This window comes from Pseudomonas sp. WP18 (genome assembly GCF_036689585.1).
Taxonomy (GTDB): Bacteria; Pseudomonadota; Gammaproteobacteria; order Pseudomonadales; family Pseudomonadaceae; genus Aquipseudomonas; species Aquipseudomonas chlororaphis_E.
The window spans coordinates 2,873,324-2,891,981 of record NZ_CP144758.1; the positions used below are offsets into that span (position 1 = coordinate 2,873,324).

17 protein-coding genes and 3 tRNA genes are annotated in these 18,658 nt (G+C 61.2%); 10 read left to right on the plus strand and 10 right to left on the minus strand.

Annotated elements, in window-relative coordinates:
• The first annotated feature begins 168 nt into the window (after positions 1-168).
• Together V5F23_RS12815 and nudC are read left to right on the plus strand one after the other, a co-directional pair.
• Entirely contained in the window at positions 169-981 is an 813-nt protein-coding gene (locus V5F23_RS12815) for a crotonase/enoyl-CoA hydratase family protein (protein ID WP_042731999.1), read from the plus strand.
• Positions 982-987: 6 nt separating this feature from the next.
• The gene (nudC, locus tag V5F23_RS12820) at positions 988-1,818 is read left to right on the plus strand and encodes an NAD(+) diphosphatase (RefSeq protein ID WP_338498638.1); all 831 of its coding nucleotides are present in this window, start codon (positions 988-990) and stop codon (positions 1,816-1,818) included.
• Here the strand turns inward: nudC and V5F23_RS12825 are convergent.
• On the minus strand, positions 1,786-2,565 hold the full coding sequence (locus V5F23_RS12825) for a TSUP family transporter (protein ID WP_053144330.1): 780 nt from the start codon (positions 2,563-2,565) through the stop codon (positions 1,786-1,788). The genes nudC and V5F23_RS12825 overlap by 33 nt on opposite strands.
• Positions 2,566-2,979: 414 nt before the next feature.
• On the opposite strand from V5F23_RS12825, the gene V5F23_RS12830 reads away from it, so the two are divergent.
• Together V5F23_RS12830 and V5F23_RS12835 are read left to right on the plus strand one after the other, a co-directional pair.
• Positions 2,980-3,053: transfer RNA gene (locus tag V5F23_RS12830), tRNA-Cys, on the plus strand.
• A 195-nt stretch (positions 3,054-3,248) separates the two neighbouring features.
• Positions 3,249-3,335 (plus strand) — tRNA-Leu (locus V5F23_RS12835).
• A gap of 195 nt (positions 3,336-3,530) precedes the next feature.
• Here V5F23_RS12835 and V5F23_RS12840 read toward each other — a convergent pair.
• Positions 3,531-3,893 (minus strand): NUDIX domain-containing protein, encoded by a 363-nt coding sequence (locus V5F23_RS12840; protein ID WP_042731643.1) that lies wholly within the window; start codon positions 3,891-3,893, stop codon positions 3,531-3,533.
• Positions 3,894-4,136: 243 nt separating this feature from the next.
• Here V5F23_RS12840 and V5F23_RS12845 point away from each other — a divergent pair, with 243 nt between their 5' ends.
• Positions 4,137-4,322 (plus strand): hypothetical protein, encoded by a 186-nt coding sequence (locus tag V5F23_RS12845; RefSeq protein WP_042731644.1) that lies wholly within the window; start codon positions 4,137-4,139, stop codon positions 4,320-4,322.
• Between the two features lie 79 nt (positions 4,323-4,401).
• The gene (locus V5F23_RS12850; RefSeq protein WP_042731642.1) at positions 4,402-4,629 is read left to right on the plus strand and encodes a PLD nuclease N-terminal domain-containing protein; all 228 of its coding nucleotides are present in this window, start codon (positions 4,402-4,404) and stop codon (positions 4,627-4,629) included.
• 79 nt (positions 4,630-4,708) lie between these two features.
• Here the strand turns inward: V5F23_RS12850 and V5F23_RS12855 are convergent, their stop codons facing one another.
• Both V5F23_RS12855 and V5F23_RS12860 read right to left on the minus strand, forming a co-directional pair.
• Positions 4,709-4,939 (minus strand): hypothetical protein, encoded by a 231-nt coding sequence (locus tag V5F23_RS12855; RefSeq protein ID WP_042731641.1) that lies wholly within the window; start codon positions 4,937-4,939, stop codon positions 4,709-4,711.
• 150 nt (positions 4,940-5,089) lie between these two features.
• Positions 5,090-5,344 (minus strand): DUF6555 family protein, encoded by a 255-nt coding sequence (locus tag V5F23_RS12860; protein ID WP_042731640.1) that lies wholly within the window; start codon positions 5,342-5,344, stop codon positions 5,090-5,092.
• 239 nt (positions 5,345-5,583) lie between these two features.
• Here V5F23_RS12860 and V5F23_RS12865 point away from each other — a divergent pair, with 239 nt between their 5' ends.
• On the plus strand, positions 5,584-6,483 hold the full coding sequence (locus V5F23_RS12865) for a polysaccharide deacetylase family protein (RefSeq protein WP_053144335.1): 900 nt from the start codon (positions 5,584-5,586) through the stop codon (positions 6,481-6,483).
• Positions 6,484-6,534: 51 nt separating this feature from the next.
• On the opposite strand, the gene V5F23_RS12870 is transcribed toward V5F23_RS12865, so the two are convergent.
• The 3 genes from V5F23_RS12870 to V5F23_RS12880 all read right to left on the minus strand — a co-directional run bounded on the left by V5F23_RS12870 (position 6,535) and on the right by V5F23_RS12880 (position 9,664).
• Positions 6,535-8,328: a DAHL domain-containing protein gene (locus V5F23_RS12870; protein WP_338498644.1), complete on the minus strand. Its 1,794-nt coding sequence runs from the start codon at positions 8,326-8,328 to the stop codon at positions 6,535-6,537.
• Between the two features lie 263 nt (positions 8,329-8,591).
• Positions 8,592-9,446 (minus strand): prohibitin family protein, encoded by an 855-nt coding sequence (locus tag V5F23_RS12875; RefSeq protein ID WP_042731637.1) that lies wholly within the window; start codon positions 9,444-9,446, stop codon positions 8,592-8,594.
• A 130-nt stretch (positions 9,447-9,576) separates the two neighbouring features.
• Positions 9,577-9,664: transfer RNA gene (locus V5F23_RS12880), tRNA-Ser, on the minus strand.
• Between the two features lie 124 nt (positions 9,665-9,788).
• On the opposite strand from V5F23_RS12880, the gene V5F23_RS12885 reads away from it, so the two are divergent.
• Positions 9,789-10,460 (plus strand): Bax inhibitor-1/YccA family protein, encoded by a 672-nt coding sequence (locus tag V5F23_RS12885; RefSeq protein WP_338498647.1) that lies wholly within the window; start codon positions 9,789-9,791, stop codon positions 10,458-10,460.
• Positions 10,461-11,431: 971 nt separating this feature from the next.
• The gene (locus tag V5F23_RS12890) at positions 11,432-12,781 is read left to right on the plus strand and encodes a hypothetical protein (RefSeq protein WP_042731636.1); all 1,350 of its coding nucleotides are present in this window, start codon (positions 11,432-11,434) and stop codon (positions 12,779-12,781) included.
• A 44-nt stretch (positions 12,782-12,825) separates the two neighbouring features.
• On the opposite strand, the gene V5F23_RS12895 is transcribed toward V5F23_RS12890, so the two are convergent.
• Positions 12,826-13,263 (minus strand): Lrp/AsnC family transcriptional regulator, encoded by a 438-nt coding sequence (locus V5F23_RS12895; RefSeq protein WP_042732546.1) that lies wholly within the window; start codon positions 13,261-13,263, stop codon positions 12,826-12,828.
• Positions 13,264-13,396: 133 nt separating this feature from the next.
• On the opposite strand from V5F23_RS12895, the gene V5F23_RS12900 reads away from it, so the two are divergent.
• On the plus strand, positions 13,397-14,290 hold the full coding sequence (locus V5F23_RS12900; RefSeq protein ID WP_042732545.1) for a DMT family transporter: 894 nt from the start codon (positions 13,397-13,399) through the stop codon (positions 14,288-14,290).
• A gap of 15 nt (positions 14,291-14,305) precedes the next feature.
• Here the strand turns inward: V5F23_RS12900 and V5F23_RS12905 are convergent, their stop codons facing one another.
• Positions 14,306-15,931, minus strand: coding sequence for an NADP-dependent glyceraldehyde-3-phosphate dehydrogenase (locus V5F23_RS12905; RefSeq protein WP_047738156.1), 1,626 nt, complete (start codon positions 15,929-15,931; stop codon positions 14,306-14,308).
• A gap of 176 nt (positions 15,932-16,107) precedes the next feature.
• Positions 16,108-18,561, minus strand: coding sequence for an autotransporter outer membrane beta-barrel domain-containing protein (locus tag V5F23_RS12910; RefSeq protein WP_338498648.1), 2,454 nt, complete (start codon positions 18,559-18,561; stop codon positions 16,108-16,110).
• Positions 18,562-18,658 lie beyond the last annotated feature (97 nt).

The window sequence follows — 18,658 nt, forward strand, 5'->3', positions numbered from 1 at the left end:
TCAAAAAATGGGGCCGCTGCGCAGCCCAGCGGGAGCAAGCTCCCTCGCCACAGGTTGATCCTCATGATAACCGGCAAGTCCCGCTTTTGGCCGATGCACTGCCTACGTCCCGTCGCGTTGGCTTGTTATAGTTCAGGCCTCTTTTTCAGCCGGTAAAGGATCACTGCCATGTCGCAATACCAAGCGTTCAGCGTCGAACTTGCAGACAACATCGCCCACGTGCAGATCAACCGGCCGGAAAAGATCAATTCGATGAACGCCGCGTTCTGGAGCGAGATCATCGAGATCTTCCAATGGATCGATGACACCGACGAGGCACGGGTGGTGGTGCTGAGCGGGGCCGGCAAACATTTTTCATCGGGGATAGACCTGATGATGCTGGCTGGCGTAGCCAACGAAATGGGCAAGGACGTGGGCCGCAATGCGCGCCTGTTGCGACGTAAGATCCTGCAACTGCAAGCCTCGTTCAACGCCGTCGACAACTGCCGCAAACCTGTGCTGGCGGCGATCCAGGGCTATTGCCTGGGCGGTGCCATCGACCTGATCGCGGCCTGCGACATGCGCTACGCAGCCGAGGACGCCCAGTTCTCGATCAAGGAAATCGATATCGGCATGGCCGCCGATGTTGGCACGTTGCAACGCTTGCCCCGGATCATCGGGGACGGCATGCTGCGTGAACTCGCTTATACGGGGCGTACCTTCGGGGCCGACGAAGCGCGCAGCATTGGCCTGGTCAACCGTGTCTACAGCGACGCGGCCGGCTTGCTCGACGGCGTGATGGGCATTGCCCGGGAGATCGCCGCCAAGTCGCCGATCGCCGTGACCGGCACCAAGGAAATGATCAGCTACATGCGCGACCACCGCATCGACGACGGGCTGGAGTATGTCGCCACGTGGAACGCCGCCATGTTGCAATCGACCGACCTGCGCGTGGCCATGGCCGCCCATATGAGCAAACAGAAACCCGAATTTCTGGATTGACTGACCATGATTTCACGCTGGACCACCGCAGTAATCGACACCGAACTTCCTGGCGGCTGGGCTGTGGCCCGAAGCCCGGAAGGCTTTCTGTTCGATGACAACGGCGCACTGTTTCCCCGCGAATGGCTCAAGCGCCAGGGCCTGTCGATCCTTGCCGAACACGGTATCGGTCACCTGGATGGCGAGCCGGTGTACTTGCTGGAGTTGCAGAGCACGCAGGAGATAGCAGGGTGCAACTGGAAGGGCCTGCGGGCGTTCATGCTCGAGGATGACCACACGCTCTACAAGGTGTTGGGCTATGCGGCGCAGATCGGCACCTGGGCCCGCGAGCATCGATTCTGTGGCAGTTGCGGCAAGCGCATGAGCCAGGTCCCACGGGAACGCGCCATGTACTGTGATGCCTGCGACTTGCGCCACTACCCGCGGATTTCGCCGAGCATGATCGTGTTGATCACTCGCGGCGATGAGGTCCTGCTCGCGCGTTCGCCGCGTTTCGTCAGCGGTGTCTACAGCACCCTGGCGGGGTTCGCCGAGCCTGGTGAGTCCGCCGAGGACTGCCTGGTGCGCGAAGTGCGCGAAGAAGTCAGCGTCGAGGTGAAGAACATCCAGTACGTGGGCAGCCAGTGCTGGCCGTTCCCCCATTCGATGATGCTGGGTTTCCACGCCGAGTACGCCAGTGGCGACATCGTGCCCCAGGAGGACGAAATCGAGGACGCCCAGTGGTTCAACGTGCACAACCTGCCACCGCTACCGGCCTCGCGCTCCATCGCGCGCTACCTGATCGACCTCTACGTGGCTCGTCGTCTAGGCCATGCTGAACCAGTGCTGCCAGGCTAGACGCACCGTCAGGCCCAACACCACGGTGATGAACACCGGCCGGATGAACTTCGCGCCGCCACTGATGGCGGTGCGAGCCCCGAAGAACGCCCCGGTCATCACCGACAGACCCATGCTCAGGCCGATGACCCAGTCCACTTGCCCGGAAAAGATGAACACCGACAGCGCAGCGATGTTGCTGACGAAGTTCATGCTGCGCGCCACGCCGCTGGCCTTGACCAGGTCGATGGGGTAGAGCAGCAGGCTGCTGACCGTCCAGAACGCGCCCGTACCGGGACCGGCGACACCGTCGTAGAAACCCAGGCTGAAGCCTTGGGGTGCTTGCCAGGTCTTCTTGATCGGGGCGTCGCTGTCCAGCGGGGCCTTGGGCGTGCCGCCAAACAACAGGTACAGGCCACAGGCGAAGACGATCACCGGCAGCATCTTGTTCAGCCATTCGGCGGGCAGGTAATGGGCGACGACCGCCCCAACTAAGGCCCCGATCAGCGTGCCGACCAGGGCGTGGGTCCATTGCCGGGGATGAAACAGCTTGCGCCGGTAGAAGGTGAAACTGGCCGTGGCCGAGCCGAAGGTCGAACTCAGCTTGTTGGTGCCCAGGACCAGGTGCGGCGGCAGGCCCGCCGTCAGCAGCGCCGGGGTGGTCAACAGGCCACCACCGCCGGCAATGGCATCAATGAAACCGGCAAGGAACGCGACAAAAATCAGGATAGCGAGGGTAGTGAGGTCAACGCTGAGTTCAAAAGGCATGGAATCGGCTTATTCGGCGAGTGGCCGAAGGGTTGCGGGGGAGGCCGGTATGTTACCGGCAATGACCCTGGGCCGCGACTGTCAGTGACGGATCGGTGGCGTGGGAGCTTGCTCCCGCTTGAGTGCGCAACGCTCATAAACAGGTCTGCTGCGCAGCCCAGCGGGAGCAAGCTCCCTCGCCACGGACATCAACCGCCGAGTGAATCATCAGGCACGGAAATCAGCTCGACGCCAATTTTTTTTTGAAATCAAGGGGTTGTCAGCTTTGGGAAATGAGTACATAATTGCGCCCATCGAACGCACTGGGACGTAAAAAATCTCAATGTTTTCAAGGAGATAGCGCTTTTAAAAAGCCTGTTTTCCTGATCAGGTTTGTACGCGGTTGATGTGGCTGTATTGCATCGAACGTTTTGAGGCCGAATAGCAAAATGGTTATGCAGTGGATTGCAAATCCACCTACGCCGGTTCGATTCCGACTTCGGCCTCCACTTTTAAAAAGCTCTGTAGATCCATGATCTACAGAGCTTTTTTGTTTACGGAGCAGGGAAAGGTTTTGTCTTGAAAAGGACATGAGCAACCTTGCTTCGCCGGGGAGGGATGTATATATTCCCCCTCTTGTTGCACCCGCCTCGATCCTGGCAGATCCCCATCTTGCCAGCCTTTCAAGGCTACACCGCGCTACCGCCCGAATGGCGAAACTGGTAGACGCATGGGACTTAAAATCCCCCGCTCGTAAGGGCGTGCCGGTTCGATTCCGGCTTCGGGCACCATATAAAACAAGGGTTTGCAGGCGAAAGCTAATGCAAACCCTTGTTCATTTCCGGTCCGTAATAATGGGCGCTGGCGGCGGACACTGTCCCCCTTGAGCCATACAGCAAAGATTCGGAAAGACTGAAAAAACAAAGGGTTGCATGAACTACTTCATGCAACCCTTTTTGTTTGCGCCTCATGCGTGCAACCGCTCGCTACAACCGCCGCCGAAACGCCTCGAGGATCTCCCGGGTGCCCTTTTTCATCTGCAAGTGAGCCACCGCGTCCAAAGGCTGCCAGAGGCAGTCGCTGATTTCATTCTGTGGCCGGGCGGCGCGCAGGTCGGCCACCGAGGCTTCAAACACGTGGTGTACGGTGTCGCCATCGCTGAGGCGCATCAGGTAGAGCAGGTTCTCGGCGTCCAGCCCGGTTTCTTCGGCAAGTTCCCGGATGGCGGCGCTGGCGTGGGTTTCACCGCGCTCGACCGTGCCGCCCGGTAGGGCCCATCGACTGTTGGGTTTACGCACCAACAAAACGTGGCGGTCTTCCTCGCAGATGACGGTCGCTCGTATCTTCATGGCCTGCTCAATCAGTGACTGTCATTAAACTGAAATATAACTGAAATATTTGAATCTGACATCGCGTAGTGGCCTTTTGGGGGCTGTTCAGTTGACCGCGGCCAGGCGGGAAACGTTTAACTTCAATTTCTCCGCCGAGGCCCTTATCTGCCTATCGACCGGTCATCGCCTAAAATGAATCAGATTGAAAAAAAGGCATCCATGTTGTGGATACCGACCCCACGCACAGGGGAGAGAGAAGAGATGACCACTGTCGAAGACTTTAAAGTCAGGTCCCAAGAACTGCTGGTAGAACTCGACACGGCCACATCTGAAATGATGTCGCTCATTGGTGCCCATCAGATGGCTGGATCGGCCTGGGACGCAGCAGTCCAGCGCCAGCATGAAGCCTATGAGCGCTGGGTGGCCTATCTGAACGAGCGTCTGTAGGAATGGCCCGGCAGATTGTTTGAACGGACCCTGTGCCGTTGTGCCTAATCCCTTACACGGACATCACGAGGATTGGGCCATGTCTGAATTAGCCAGTTATTTCTGGATTGCCGTCGCGGTGCTGTTGCTGCTCGTGGACCTGTGGGCCATCGTCAGCGTGTTTCGCAGCGACAAGTCGGCGGGCACCAAGGCCGGCTGGGCGCTGCTGCTGATCATCCTGCCAGTGCTGGGCCTGGTTATTTGGGGTGTGGCCGGGCCACGGGGGATCAAGGAAGGCCCGTCGTCGCCGGAGCACAGCAAAGGGTAGCGTACGGCACGCCCAGTCACGGCAATGTCGGCGGCCTCGGGTGGGTCACCGTCCCATGGCGCGTTGCAAGAAAAGCCTCTCAGCGAAATTTCGGCAATGGCCGTTCGACGGGCTTGAGGGACGTCAGCGCGCTCTGGATCGACGGGGCGTCCTTGTCGATCTCGTTGAGCCGGTCGCGGATCCGCACGGCGGCGGGATGCCCGCCCTGGTGGTCGACCCAGTCGGCGATTTCCTTGCAGGCCGCCGTCAGGCGTGCCTGGCGAGATTCGAGCAGGGTGAGCAGGGTGGTGATGGACTCTTTTTCCGACATGTCACACCTCCATACAAAGTGGATGGGCAGCAGCAAACCCGCCAGGGAGGCGGGTCGTACCGTTCATTGAGCGTAGTCGAGTTATTGCGGATCTGTCGAAATCCGGCGCCCGGCTGGACAGTCGGTGCGCCGGTGTACAGGTTCATTGAATCAGCCGGACTCCTTGACCCAAGTGGGCGCGACGCTTGCGCGCCAGTGTACGTCAGTGATGCCGTACTTTTCCGCCATGGGTTTTGACACCCGCTTGACCTTTTCCCGTCCAAACTTGGGTATACGCCCGACACCCGCATCGCAACTGGCCCAATGCCAAGCTTCGGAGTTATTCATCACCTCGGCGCGGATGATGAATGACTTAGGCTCGCCATGGAGCATGTAGTCGATGATGTAAAGCGATGGCCCGCCCATAAATCCTCCCTAATTAGTCCTATACGGATGGATACGGCGTCGCGCGGAAAATTCCATCGGATTTCCAGACGGTCAAATTGGGACCGGCCAGCCGCGCATGCCACCCAAGCAACCAGGGGCAAGCGCACAGTACTCGCGGCCTGGAACCAAACCCGGTTAACCTTCTCCAAGGTGAGCTTCGTCACCGTGGGCCAGGGATTCAAGGCAGGGCAGTGCGGTATTACTCTTTAAGGCAAAACATGAACATCATCGCCAGGGCGCTGGTCATTGCAGGCCTCGCCGTCGGTGTGTCGGGATGCATCGGCCCGCCCATCGAACTGACCCCGCAAACCGAGCAGCGCTTGCGTGAACAGCCACCGATCCGCTTCCTCCTGACCTTTGATGATGGCCCCAGTGCTTCGTCGTTCTGGAACCCCAGCCAGGAGGTGCTCGACGCCCTGGCTCAGAACCCCGTGCAACCCGGGATCAAGGCGGTGTTTTTCCTGCAGACCCGGGCGGCACGGGCGGGCAACAGTCATATCGGGCGCTCGGTGATGCACCGTGAACAGCGCGAAGGCCACGTGTTGGCCTTCCACACGGCGACGCACTGGCACACCAATCACCGCTTCCTGAGCCCTGATGAGTTGGAGCAGTCGCTCGTCGACGGCGGCAACGATATTGCCGGCATCAGCGGTGCGACACCGAGCCTGGTGAGGCCACCGTTCTGGAGCTACGACCGGCGAACCTTTGCCGCCTACCAGCGCCATGGCATGCACGTGCTGTTGACCGACCTGAGCGCCAACGATGGCAAGGTCTGGGGCATCACGGCCAGCCCGCGACGGCGTATAAACCTGGTCCGCCAGCTCTCCGAAGTGCGCGAGCGCATCGCCGCCGGGCAGTTGCCGGCGGTGGACGGGGTGATTCCGGTGGTGGTGACGTTTCACGACATCAACCGCTATACCGCCCGCCATGCCCGCGAGTACCTGCAAATCCTGCTCGACAGTGCCAGGGAAACCGGTGTGAGGACCGACGCCAAGCCTTTCTATGATGACCACCAGGCGCTGGAGCGAGCAGCGTTGGCGCGTACGGTGCGCAACAGCGGCCAGCCGGTGCACCTGCCCGGTTTGTGGGACTGGCTGTGGGATTCGGATGCCCATTGACGGGGCATAGAGGGCTGCTGCGCAGTCCGGCGGGAGCAAGCTCGACACAGATCAGTGCGGCGGCAGTTCCAGGGGAATCTCCAGGGTGAACAAGGCACCCTGGCCCGGCCCGTCACTGTGGACATGCAGGCGCCCATTCATTTCCACCGCCGCCAGCGCGCAACTGTGCAAGCCGAACCCGTGGCCATCCTTGCGGGTAGTGAACCCGTGGTTGAAGATGCGCGCCAGATTCTCGGGGGCAATGCCCTCGCCGCAATCCTTGACACTGAAGCTCAGGGTGCCGGGGGCCAGGATGCGGAGGCCCAGGGTCATTTCCCGTGGCTCGGAAATGTGCGACATGGCGAACTTGGCGTTGCTGATGAGGTTGATCAGGATCAGCAACAGCCGGTGCTTGTCCCCCAGGATCGTGGGCGTGTCCTGGTAGTCCTTGATCACCGTGACGTGGTGCCGGCTCAGGGCGCCCGAGTTCATGCGCAAGGCGTCCTCGAACAAGTCGGTGACGTGGAGGGGTTCGACCAGCCTGGCCGCTCCGGCGTAGGTTTGTTGAGTGGTGACGATTTCCTTGATGTGATCGATGCTCTTGGTCAACTGCGCCAGCTCGTCGACCAGCAACGCCTGCTCGTTCCCGATGGACTCGACCAGCTCATTGAAGTAACGCGGCAGCAATTTGCCCTTTTCATCTTCGGTGATGAAACGGCCAAGGTCGTCGGTGTGTTCATTCATCATCTTGACCGCCTTGCCCAACCCCAATGTCTTGCTGTTCTTCAACTTGCGGGTCACCAGTTCCGCCGAAATATTCACGCTATTGAGCACGTTCCCGACATTGTGCAGGACGTTCGTCGCGATCTCGGCCATACCCGCCATCCGCGCGGCGTCCATCAACTCGCGCTCGGCTTCTTTCAGCTCGCGAGTGCGTTCCTGCACCCGTTCTTCCAGGCGTTCGTTGGACGTTTGCAGGGCCTGGTTGATCTGGTTGATCACGGCGGCGCTGCGTACCAGGCGCACGGCCAGGTAGATCATCAGGATCGCCATCAGGCTGGCGCACATGGCGAGGTAGATATGGTATTGGCGGTCCGTCGCGGCTGTCCGGCGTTGTGTCTCGTTGAGCAGCTCATTGATGTTGTCCAGCTCCTGCGCTACCGGGATGACGCTGATGCGGTCGAGCAGGTCATTGACGATCGGTTGTTCCTGGACGATGGCATTGACGTGCCCTGTCAACGTGATGAAGGCCGATCGATGTTGCAAAGGCAGTCGGTCGATGTAGGTGTCCAGTGCTGTGAGTTGGCTCTGCAGCTCGTTGGCTTTGTCCGCGGTGACGTAAAGCGCGTACTCCAAGGTCGTCAGGGTCAGCTCCAGGATGTTGGACGCGGCGGTCAGGCGTTCCGTCGGGCTCTCGATGTTCATATCCTTGAGCAGGGCCTGGATATCGTCCTCGGCTGTCGGCAATGCATCGAGGGCGTTGCGCAGTTGGGCGTTGTGTTGCTGGAATTGCTCCACCAGCAGGGTCTTGTTCCTGACGGCATCCACGTAGCCCTGGCGTCTGGATGCCCAGAGATTCGCCAGCGGGCCGGTGCTGTTGAGGCGCTCCAACTGCTCCCAGCGGCTGTTCGCTTCAGGCGGTGGAGTCAGCGACAGGTTGTTGTTGACGCCGATTTTCTTCCTCAGGATTTTGCTGTTCCAGTTGGCATCGGCCTGTTTGAGCTGGCGAATGAAGTCACGGGACTCGAAGTAGGTCGATGAGTCGTAGGTGTAGGACTTGATCAGAAAGAATATCAGGGCAGAAAAAACAAACAGCGCCAGGGCCAGCAACGCCGGCCATTTATATTTCGCGATAAAGGTGGTCACGCTGCTCTCCTGTTCAGGGCGCTTGTCGAAGGCGTCGGGGAGTGGCCGAGGCGTGAAGAGGGTTCGCGAGGCCAGTCGGCGCGGTGGGCAGTGGGGCGGGAGGACGGCTGGAGGGATAAGCTGTGTTTGCCTGGATACACGTTGAGCTCCCTGCTAACGGTGAACAGTGTGGGTGAGTGTAGCGTTAATCAGGGGGGGGTTGTGGGCGACGGGTACGCAGCGGGAGGGAGCAGGCGCGGCCAGGACAGACCGCGCCGCAGGCGTTACTTGATGTCGATGAAGGGCAGGGCGCCGTTGGGCACCACGGTGGTTGGCAGGACGCCATTCCAGCGTTCGGCCTTGGTCAGCTCCACCAGGTTCTGGTTGCTGGCAAGCGCTTGCGCCCGAGCCTTGATGGCCTCGGCTTCGGCCTTACCGCGCAGTTCGGTGGCAAGTGCATCCGCCTTGGCCTGGGCGACTTGCGAATCGGCTTCTGCCTGGGCCTGGGTCACGCGAATCTGCGCCTGGACCTGTTCGGTGGCGAGTTGCTGTTCGCGGGTCTTGACCTGGACTTCCGCCGCCATGCGCGCTTCGATGGCCTTTTCGTAGGCATCGCTGAAGTCGATGTTCTCGACCTGGACGCTGTCGATGATCACTGGTCCGGTGATGGTCGACTTGATCGCCGTGGAAATGTCGTTGACCAACTGGACACGGTTCTGCACGGCGGCCACGGCGTTGAACTTGCCGAACACGTTTTCTACCTGGGTCGGCACCTGGCGACTGATCATGCGGTCGCGGATGCCTTCGAGGTCCTTGAACTGGGTGTAGACCTTGGCCACATCGGAGGGCGCGATGTGCCAGGAGACCGATACCTTCAATTGCGCGGACTGCTGGTCCTTGCTGTAGGCCTGGAGGTCTTCATAAGCGGTGACCTGGCTCTGTACGCTGATCAGGCGCACCGATTCGATGAAGGGGGTCTTGAACGACAGCCCCGGTTCCACCACGCCGACCAGCGCACCGTTGCGCAGCAGCACGCCGCGTTCGGTTTCGTCGACCGTGTACCAACTGCCAAAGAAGACGCATAACAGGACGACGCCGATGAGGGCGGCAACAAGAGAACCGATGGTTTTGCTGGTCACTTTTCTTTCCTTGATCACGTGGGTGGGCGATAGCGCATAAGTGGGGGCCGGCGTCCTGTTTGTCGGCGGTTTACCCAGAACGCCAGGCACAAAAAAGCCCTGAATGATCAGGGCTCTTTCGTACATGAAATGGCGGAGGCGATGGGATTCGAACTCATGGACCTGTTACAGTCGACGGTTTTCAAGACCGTTGCCTTAAACCACTCGGCCACACCTCCGTACTGCGTTGCGGGCGCCATAATACCCGAATGAAACACACTGTCAAACTCTCTACGTAGCTTGTTACAGAGCGTCTGTTATTATCCTTGCCACTGAATGTTTCAGAACCGGAGGAGTGTCGCCATGCGCGAACAGGATTACGCAGTGAACAACAGCGTGCAGGCTGAGCAGCTAGAAGTTAGCCGCGTCCTGCGCAACACATATGGCCTGCTGGCACTCACACTCGCCTTCAGCGGTGTGATGGCCTACGTCGCCCAGCAGATGCGGGTGGGTTACCCGAACATCTTCGTGGTGCTGATCGGTTTCTACGGCCTTTTCTTCCTCACCAACAAGCTCCGTGATTCGGCCTGGGGCCTGGTGTCGGCGTTTGTCCTGACCGGCTTCATGGGCTTCCTGCTCGGCCCGATCCTCAACCGCTACCTGCAGATGCAGGGCGGCGCCGAGGTGGTCAGCTCGGCCTTCGCAATGACCGCGCTGGTGTTCGGCGGCCTGTCGGCCTACGTGCTGATCTCCCGCAAGGATATGAGCTTCCTGAGCGGCTTCATCACCGCCGGTTTCTTCGTCTTGCTGGGTGCGGTCGTGGCCAGCTTCTTCTTCCAGATCAGCGGCCTGCAACTGGCGATCAGCGCCGGCTTCGTACTGTTCTCGTCGGTCTGCATCCTGTATCAGACCAGCGCGATCATCCACGGCGGCGAGCGTAACTACATCATGGCGACCATCAGCCTGTATGTATCGATCTACAACCTGTTCGTCAGCCTGCTCCAGCTGTTCGGCCTGATGGGCCGCGACGACTGATCCAATGCCGCTCGATGAGTGAGAAAAAGCCCGCTTCGGCGGGCTTTTTCTTGCCCGCAGATTGACATGCCTGTCCTGGCTCCAGCCCCGGCTTCTTGTGGAGGTAACTCGTGAGAGCGGTGCATCGCTTCCAGTAGTCCCTATATTGGGCCATGTCTGTAGGTGTTTTACCTTCTACCGGTAGGCCTATTCCTTTTGCGCTGAAAGACACGTTTCCATGCCTACCCAGCCCACCCCCAATACCTGATTCTGCCGCGCTCATCGAATGGCAAGGAGGCGAGCCTGACAAATGACCAGCGCTCGGCGTGCGAAGTCGTGCAGACAATCACCCTCAACCCGGCGTGCGGGCGGACAACGCTTGAGAGCTACGCTCGAAGACTACGCCATCTCCAGCGCGGGTTTCGCCGAGGTGCTTGAGGTCAGCCCCCAATGCCTGGCGAACTGGTGCGCCCGGGGTGTACCTCAGGCGAGGCTCTCCCATTTGGCGCGCTTGTTGAGTGTCAGTGAGCGATGGCTGGCGACGGGTGAGGGCGCGCGAGCGATGGTTTATCCCTGCGGCAGCTGTGCCGTTGACGAGGCCGCACCAGGCACGTGAGTACCCTTCCAAAAAACGCCTCGGTGGTTTTCTCGCCTACGATGCATCCCATCATGGCCAATTGCCGTAAAAAAGCGCCACCATGATGGCGACTTTGGATAAATGATCTACACCTATGGACATGGAAGCGTAGTGCCATGGGAGGCAAGAAGTGGATCGCCGAGTGACCTGCCTGACATTTTCCCCATCACGTATCTGGCCATCGAGCGCGGTCTGCTCGTGGCTGTCTGTTGGGGCAGGGAGGCTTATCACGTCGACTCCGTAGGACCGTGAACAGGTTTTCGGCATCGTGCTGCAGCCTGATAACAGAAGGAAGCCCTGCACATCGGCCAGGAATCCGATGCGGCAGCAGGCGTTTCCCTATAAGGAGATATTGATGAACCAGCCTCAAGGAAAGATCGTTGCGTTGCTGGCCCTGACGGGTGCACTGTTCACCGCCAGCGTCCACGCCGGAGTCTTCCCCGATTTCGGCTACGCCCCGCCCAAGAGCGAATATTCCGGACCGCCGTTCCAGCTCAGTCAGGATTACCCGAAGGCGCCGCCAGGTGCTTCCTCGATGCCGGCATTCTTCCAGCATTTGCCCAAGACATTCTCCAATGACTTCGAAACCTGGCGTCCCTACATGGAGGAGGTGAAAAAGTACTGCCTGGAAGGCAATACCGAAATCGGCTGGAAGGTGCAAAAAAACAAGATTCGCCGCTGGTATCACATGCCTTGGCAGCATTACGGCCCCAATGGTCGTGAAGGCATCAGCGGGCTGACCAAGGAGGCACCGATCCAGCCCGGGCAGCTGGCAAGTACCCAGACCGACAGCGGGCAAACCTACGCGGTGGGGATCTATAACGACATAGGCGCCTACACCATCGGCCAGGTCTGGAAGGACCCCGACAACCCGGATCCGAGCTACACCTCCAAACCCAAGAGCTTCCCCAACGGCACGGTGGTGTGCAAGGCGCTGTTCGCTGACATAGACGTCAAGACGGTGCCGTTCCTGGCGAACCCACTGCTGTGGAAAGCCTACACCACTGAAACCTTCACCTCGACCGACCGGTCCGTCACCCAGGTCGCGCTGATCCAGATGGACATCGCCGTGCGTGATACCCGCGTCAGCGACACCGGCTGGCTGTTCGGCACCTTCCAATACAACGGCGCCGTGACCGGCAAGGCGAACTGGAACAACCTGGTGCCGGTGGGGATCATGTGGGGCAATGATCCCAAGGAGACCGGCAACGACTTCACCAATCCCAAACCGGTGGAGACCAAGATCAACCCGGCCTTGAAGCAGACTGCGATCAATGCCAACACCCAGGAACTGCCACCGACCCACCTGGGTTGGAACGGACGGCTCAACGGGCCGGTGGACAATCCGCAGGCGTCTTGCCTGAGTTGCCACATGACGGCCGAGTACCAGCAACTGGCGCTCATGAACCCTACGTTCCAGGCCAACCCGCCCCCGGTGGGCGGTGACGAGTGGATGAAGTGGTTCCAGAACATCCCGGCCGGCCAGCCGTTCAGTCCAGGCACGCAAAGCACCGACTACAGCCTGCAACTGTCCGGGGCCCTGGCCAACTTCTATGACTGGAAGTGCAACCACAGCGGCGTCTATGCCGATGGCGTCAATGCCTGCACCAAGCTCCAGACGCTCAAGCTGATCAAGGCGAGCAATGCGCCTGAGGACGAAGTGCACAAAGTGCAACGCAGTCCCGAACTGGAAGAGCTCGAGTAACGCCCCTTACCGGCCTCGGACCACCCGAGGCCGGCTTTTTTCGTTCACGCCATCGGCGGCAACCGCCGCTTGACCGGCGTCTTCTTGACGATGGCCGTATTGGTCTCGGCGTGAACATTGAGCTTGTCCAGCAAGGTGTCGAGCTGTTCCATCGAGCGCACATGGAGGCGGGCGATGAAGCAGTCGTCGCCGGTCACCTTGTCGCATTCGGTGAACTCGGCGATGGCCTGGATCTGACGCTCCACCTCCTGCAACTGCCCCGGCAGCGGGCGAATACGCACGATGGCCTGTAGCTGATAGCCAAAGCTCTTCGGGTCCACCTCGACGGTGTAGCCCCTGAGCACGCCGCGTTCCTCCAGGCGCCGAAGCCGCTCGGCGACGCTGGGGGAGGACAGCCCGCTCAGGTTCGCCAGGGCCTTGAGGGAGCGCCGTGAGTCTTCCATCAGGGCGCCGATGAGGATCTGGTCGATGTCGTCAGTCATTTCAGCTCCGTTAGGCAAATCCGCCAGGTTGCCTTGATAAAAAAGGTCGAAAGGCAGTTTAGCCTTTTTCATGCCATGGAGAAGCGGTCAGTGGCCTCGGCATACTGTGCTCACTTGCTGAAGGAGCCTGAAGATGGACAAGACCTTACGTCGCGGTTCGCTGGAAATGACCGCCGCCATGCTGATTTCCGGGACCATCGGATGGTTCGTGCTGGTTTCCGGCTTGCCGGTGCTGGATGTGGTGTTCTGGCGCTGCGTGTTTGGCGCCGTCACCTTGCTGCTGATCTGCGCCGGCTTCGGCTTCCTGCGTCGCGGCATCCTCAGCCGCGCCACTTTTGGGCTGGCGGTGATCAGTGGGGTGGCGATCGTCGGCAACTGGGTGCTGTTGTTCGCTTCTTACTCTCGGGCGTCGATTGCTATCGGCACGGCGGTGTACAACATTCAGCCGTTCATGCTGGTGGGGTTGGCGGCGCTGTTTCTCGGGGAAAAGATCACTGTGCAGAAACTGGCCTGGCTGGCCTTGTCGTTCCTCGGCATGCTGGCGATCGTCAGTGCCCACGGCACTCAGGAACAAGGGGGCGATGAATACTTGCTGGGCATTGCGCTGGCGTTGGGGGCGGCACTGCTGTACGCCATCGCGGCGTTGATCATCAAGCGCCTGACCGGTACTCCACCGCACCTGATCGCGCTGATCCAGGTCAGCACCGGCGTGTTGCTGCTGGCGCCCTGGGCCAACTTCGCGGCCTTGCCTCAACAGGGCGAAGCCTGGGCCAGCCTGGTGACCCTGGGCATGGTGCACACCGGCGTGATGTACGTGTTGCTGTACAGCGCCATCCAGCGCCTGCCCACAGCGGTGACCGGGGCGCTGTCGTTCATTTACCCGATCGCGGCGATCTTCGTCGACTGGTTCGCCTTCGGTCACCGTCTGGAGCCTTTGCAATGGCTGGGTGTGGCGGCGATCCTGCTGGCGGCGGCCGGCATGCAACAGGGCTGGGGCAGCAGGCTGCGCCGTCCGGCCCTGTCGTGATGCGCCGCTGTCGGGCTAGAAGATGTAGTCGGTGGTCAGGAAGTTCGAATCGCGCGCTCGGATGATGTCGCTGATCAGTGCCTTGTTGCTCTCCTGGAATTTGGTCGCCACCAGGGTGCGTATGGAAAAGGTTCGCAGCGCATCGTGCACCGACAGCGTGCCTTCGGCGGAGTTTTTCCGGCCGTTGAACGGAAAGGTGTCCGGCCCGCGTTGGCACTGGGCATTGATGTTGATGCGCCCGACCTGGTTGGCGAAGGTGTCCACCAGCTTGCCGACTTCCGCCGGGTTGGTGCCGAAAATGCTCAGTTGCTGGCCGAAGTCGGATTCCAGGACGTAGTCGATGACGGTATTGAGATCGCGGTACGGCACGATGGGCACGACCGGGCCGAACTGTTCTTCGTGGTAGACCCGCATCGCTGTGTTCACCGGGTAGAGCACCGCCGGGTAGAAGAATGAGCTGCGGGCCTCGCCGCCGTGGGCATTGGTCACCTGCGCGCCCTTGGCGAGCGCATCGGCGACCAACGAGTGCAAGTAGTCGACCTTGCCCGATTCGGGCAGCGGCGTCAGCGCTACGCCGTCCTCCCACGGCATGCCGGGTTTCAGGGCCGCCAGGCGGGCGTTGAATTTTTCGATGAACGCCGGCGCCACATCCTCATGGACGAAGAGGATCTTCAACGCCGTGCAGCGCTGGCCGTTGAACGACAGCGAACCGGTCAGGGCCTCGCTGACGGCGTTGTCCAGGTCGACCTCGGGCAGCACCAGTCCGGGGTTTTTCGCATCCAGGCCCAGGGCCGCGCGCAGACGATGGGGGCGCGGGTGAAGTTTCTTCAGGTCGCTGGCGGCCTTGTTGGTGCCGATGAAGGCGAAGATGTCGACCTTGCCGCTGGCCATCAGTGCGCTGACGGTTTCGCGCCCACTGCCGTAGATCACGTTGATCACGCCTGCCGGGAAGCTGTCGCGGAACGCTTCGAGCAGCGGTCGTATCAGCAGCACGCCGAGCTTGGCCGGCTTGAACACGACGGTGTTGCCCATGATCAGCGCCGGAATCAGCGTGGTGAAGGTCTCATTCAGCGGATAGTTGTAGGGGCCCATGCACAAGGCGACGCCCAGGGGCACGCGGCGGATCTGCCCGAGGGTGTCCTGTTCCAGTTCGAAGCGGCTGGAGCGGCGGTCCAGTTCCTTGAGGGCATTGATGGTGTCGACGATGTAATCGCAGGTGCGGTCGAATTCTTTCTGGGAGTCCTTCAGGTTCTTGCCGATTTCCCACATCAGCAGCTTGACCACCGCTTCGCGCTGCTCGCGCATGCGCGCCAGGAAGGTTTCCACATGGCGGATGCGCTCGGCCACGCGCATCGTCGGCCATTGGCCCTGGCCGCGGTCATAAGCGCGGACGGCGGCGTCCAGGGCGGTGAGGGCGGTCTCGGCATCCAGCAGCGGCGTGCTGCCCAGGATCACTTGCTCATCGCCTTGGGCTCCGGCCAGGTAAACCGGGCTACGAACGACGGCGAGGGGGCCTTGCCAGGTCTTCAAGACCCCCTCGACCAGGTATTCGCGTTGTTCGATCTGGCCTTCGAGGCGGTAGGCCTCCGGAATCCGGTCGGCGCTGGGGAACAGGTTGGCGAGCAGGGGGGCGGTGGTCATGTCGTTACTCCATCAATGAAATGAGCCGGGGGCTTGCAGGCGTCAATCGCTTTTAGGGTTATACCCTTTAATGGAGGTGTTTTTTAAGTGAAGGATGAAACGGTGGCGGGGGAATGATCCCCTCGCCACCCAGGGGCGGGCTGTGGCGGCAGGCTTTCGGGAGAGAGGTGGCGGGTCTACCAACTGATTCTCACGCCAAGATTACCTGCCACGCTGCGTTGCGGGTTGCTGTCGAGGTTGTTGCTGTAGTCGGCAGCGGCGTACACGCTGACCGCAGGCGCCAAGGTGACGATGACGCCCACGCCCAGGTCGCCGGTGGAGGCCCGCTGCTGGGTCTCGACCCGGTCGCTGTCATCGAAGGTCACGGCGTCGGTGCCGGAGAACGTGTGCCAGAGGTTGGCGCGCAGGTAGGGTTCCACGGGCATGCCACTGACCTGGTAGCGGCCCTTGAGCCGAGCCCCGACCCGACCGGTCCAGGCCCCGTCGGAATCGAATTCGACCTTGGAGACCCCATCGTTCTGGGTGTCCAGGGAGACCTTCTGATGGATGACCTGGACCTGGGGTTCGAGGACCCAGTCGGCGCTCACCGCGAACGGGTAGCCGGCCTCGGCCGAGAGCGTCAGCGCATGGCCGCGGTTATCGATCTTCACGCCGCGTTCGGAGCGGTTGTCGCCGTCCAGGCGCGTGCCCATCACGACGGCGTCGACGTAGCCGCCGGAGGAATCGGTCAGCGTCCAGTACAACCCGTAACTGTCGCCGTCGAGCTCGATCTTGCCAGCGCGACGACCCTGGAAGCCCAGGTTGAAGCCATCGACGTGGCCGTTCAATTCGGTATGGCCGACGAAGAAGCCGATTCGCTGGGTCTGGCCGCCGGACATTGGCGCGCTGTACAGGTCATTTCCGACCTGGAAGCCCTTGATGGACCCATCGAGGCGTGGTGTCACGGTGCCGGCCCACGTCTGGTCCAGGTCCTTGCCATAGACCCGGCCCCAACCCGCGCCGAAGGCCCCGTTCTCCGTCAGCAGGCGTTGGTCGCCCTGGCGGTCGTGGAAGGTGCCCAGGGCCATCAGCGTCAGTTGCGCCGCGGCGGGCGGCAACACCGACCAGGTGGGCACTTCCGGACGATACAACGGGATCGGCGCGGCGCCCGGCACGGCCACCGGCAACGGCGGCAAGGGTGGCGGGGTAGGTGCGTTTGGCTGTGGCGGCGGGGGAGACGCGGCCACCGGTCCGGCGACCACGGTCGAGCGTAGGTACCAGTTGTTTGCGTTGCCCGTTACGCCTCCCTTGAACAGGCGATAGTCGAACGCACCGGCCGAGACCGATTGCGCCAGGGAGAAGGCGCCGCTGTCGCTGACCGCGCCACCCTGGGCCTGGACCAGTTCGATCCCGTCCTGGGTCGTCAAGCCGCCCGCACCCCCGACATTCGTGACGGCAATGGCGGTGTAGCCGGTGAGCGTGCCGCCGTTGACCACCAGCTTGTCGCTGGGGGAACCGTCGGCGCCGAGCACCGTTTGCAGGCGCAGTTGGCCGTTGTTGCCGACATAGTTGCCCTGCACGGTGAGGCTGTCGTTGGTGCGCGTGTTGTTTCGCGTAAGGTCAATCGTCCCGCTGTTGTTGAGGGTGACCGATTGGCCAGCGGTAAACGGATTCACGCTGCCTTGGGTTGACGTCAATACGCTGCTGCTGTCGATGTTCAGCACTCCGGTGGCCGTGGCGGAGTCGCCCAGCACCAGCGTGTCGTTGAGGTCCAGGCGTGAGCCCTGGGCCAGATTGACGGTCTCCCAATTGACATAGCGGGCACCGGTGCTGGAGGTCGTGGCCTCGAACGTCAGGCTGTCCTGGCCCAACCCGCCGTCCAGGCTGGGGGTGCTGGCGAGCCGGGTTTCATCCAGGGTTTGCAGTAGCGCCGTGTCGGTGCCGTCGCCCATCAGGATGGCTGAACGAATGACGCCGCCGCTCCACTGGAACCGGTCGTTGCCGAAGCTGGTGCGCACCTCGCCATCGATTTCCCCGCCGCTGACGGTGACGCTGTCGTCACCGCCGCTGACACTCACGTTGCCACCGATGCGTCCTGCGGAGAGGATGATGGTGTCCTGGCCAAAGCCGGTCACCAGGTTGCCGAGGATCTGCCCACCCGACATGTCGAACAGGTTGTCATCAAGCTTCATGTCGACTCGGCCGATGGTGCCGCCGGTCATGCGGGCGATGTCGCCATCCTCGAAGGCCTCGACGATGGTGCCACCGGTCATCAGGAAGGTGTCGAGGCCATCGCCCTGGGCCAGGGACTGGATACTGCCACCGTGCATGACGAAGTCATCGATGCCCGAGCCCTGCTGGACATCGCCGCCGATGGTGCCGTTGGCATTGATCTCGATGTAGTCGGTGCCGGCGCCGAAAGTGACGTCGCCGGTGATGGCGCCGCTGCCATTGGCCGGCATCGTCAGGCGGTTGTTGCCGGCCAGGTCAGTCAACCCCGGGGTGCTGCCACTGTCGCAGACGTAGGCATCGTCGCCTGCGGTCGGCGTCAAGGTGCAAGCCGCCAGGGCCGGCGGGGTGTTGAGCAGGAACAGGCTTGAAACCGATAAGGCGTTGAACAGCCGATTGAATCCACGATCGCGCGAGCACATGTGCTTTCCCTCTGCAGCAGCATCCTGGAATGCCGGTTTCAGCATCGGTTGCACGACTACTGGCACACAGGACCTGGCAACGCTCGCTGTATGGGAT

What these genes read in the sequence shown, in the direction of transcription:
- V5F23_RS12815 (WP_042731999.1), top strand. Translation starts at nt 169, where the DNA reads ATGTCGCAATACCAAGCGTTCAGCGTCGAACTTGCAGACAACATCGCC.
- nudC (WP_338498638.1), top strand. Translation starts at nt 988, where the DNA reads ATGATTTCACGCTGGACCACCGCAGTAATCGACACCGAACTTCCTGGC.
- V5F23_RS12825 (WP_053144330.1), bottom strand. Translation starts at nt 2,565, where the DNA reads ATGCCTTTTGAACTCAGCGTTGACCTCACTACCCTCGCTATCCTGATT.
- V5F23_RS12840 (WP_042731643.1), bottom strand. Translation starts at nt 3,893, where the DNA reads ATGAAGATACGAGCGACCGTCATCTGCGAGGAAGACCGCCACGTTTTG.
- V5F23_RS12845 (WP_042731644.1), top strand. Translation starts at nt 4,137, where the DNA reads ATGACCACTGTCGAAGACTTTAAAGTCAGGTCCCAAGAACTGCTGGTA.
- V5F23_RS12850 (WP_042731642.1), top strand. Translation starts at nt 4,402, where the DNA reads ATGTCTGAATTAGCCAGTTATTTCTGGATTGCCGTCGCGGTGCTGTTG.
- V5F23_RS12855 (WP_042731641.1), bottom strand. Translation starts at nt 4,939, where the DNA reads ATGTCGGAAAAAGAGTCCATCACCACCCTGCTCACCCTGCTCGAATCT.
- V5F23_RS12860 (WP_042731640.1), bottom strand. Translation starts at nt 5,344, where the DNA reads ATGGGCGGGCCATCGCTTTACATCATCGACTACATGCTCCATGGCGAG.
- V5F23_RS12865 (WP_053144335.1), top strand. Translation starts at nt 5,584, where the DNA reads ATGAACATCATCGCCAGGGCGCTGGTCATTGCAGGCCTCGCCGTCGGT.
- V5F23_RS12885 (WP_338498647.1), top strand. Translation starts at nt 9,789, where the DNA reads ATGCGCGAACAGGATTACGCAGTGAACAACAGCGTGCAGGCTGAGCAG.
- V5F23_RS12890 (WP_042731636.1), top strand. Translation starts at nt 11,432, where the DNA reads ATGAACCAGCCTCAAGGAAAGATCGTTGCGTTGCTGGCCCTGACGGGT.
- V5F23_RS12895 (WP_042732546.1), bottom strand. Translation starts at nt 13,263, where the DNA reads ATGACTGACGACATCGACCAGATCCTCATCGGCGCCCTGATGGAAGAC.
- V5F23_RS12900 (WP_042732545.1), top strand. Translation starts at nt 13,397, where the DNA reads ATGGACAAGACCTTACGTCGCGGTTCGCTGGAAATGACCGCCGCCATG.
- V5F23_RS12905 (WP_047738156.1), bottom strand. Translation starts at nt 15,931, where the DNA reads ATGACCACCGCCCCCCTGCTCGCCAACCTGTTCCCCAGCGCCGACCGG.
- V5F23_RS12910 (WP_338498648.1), bottom strand. Translation starts at nt 18,561, where the DNA reads ATGTGCTCGCGCGATCGTGGATTCAATCGGCTGTTCAACGCCTTATCG.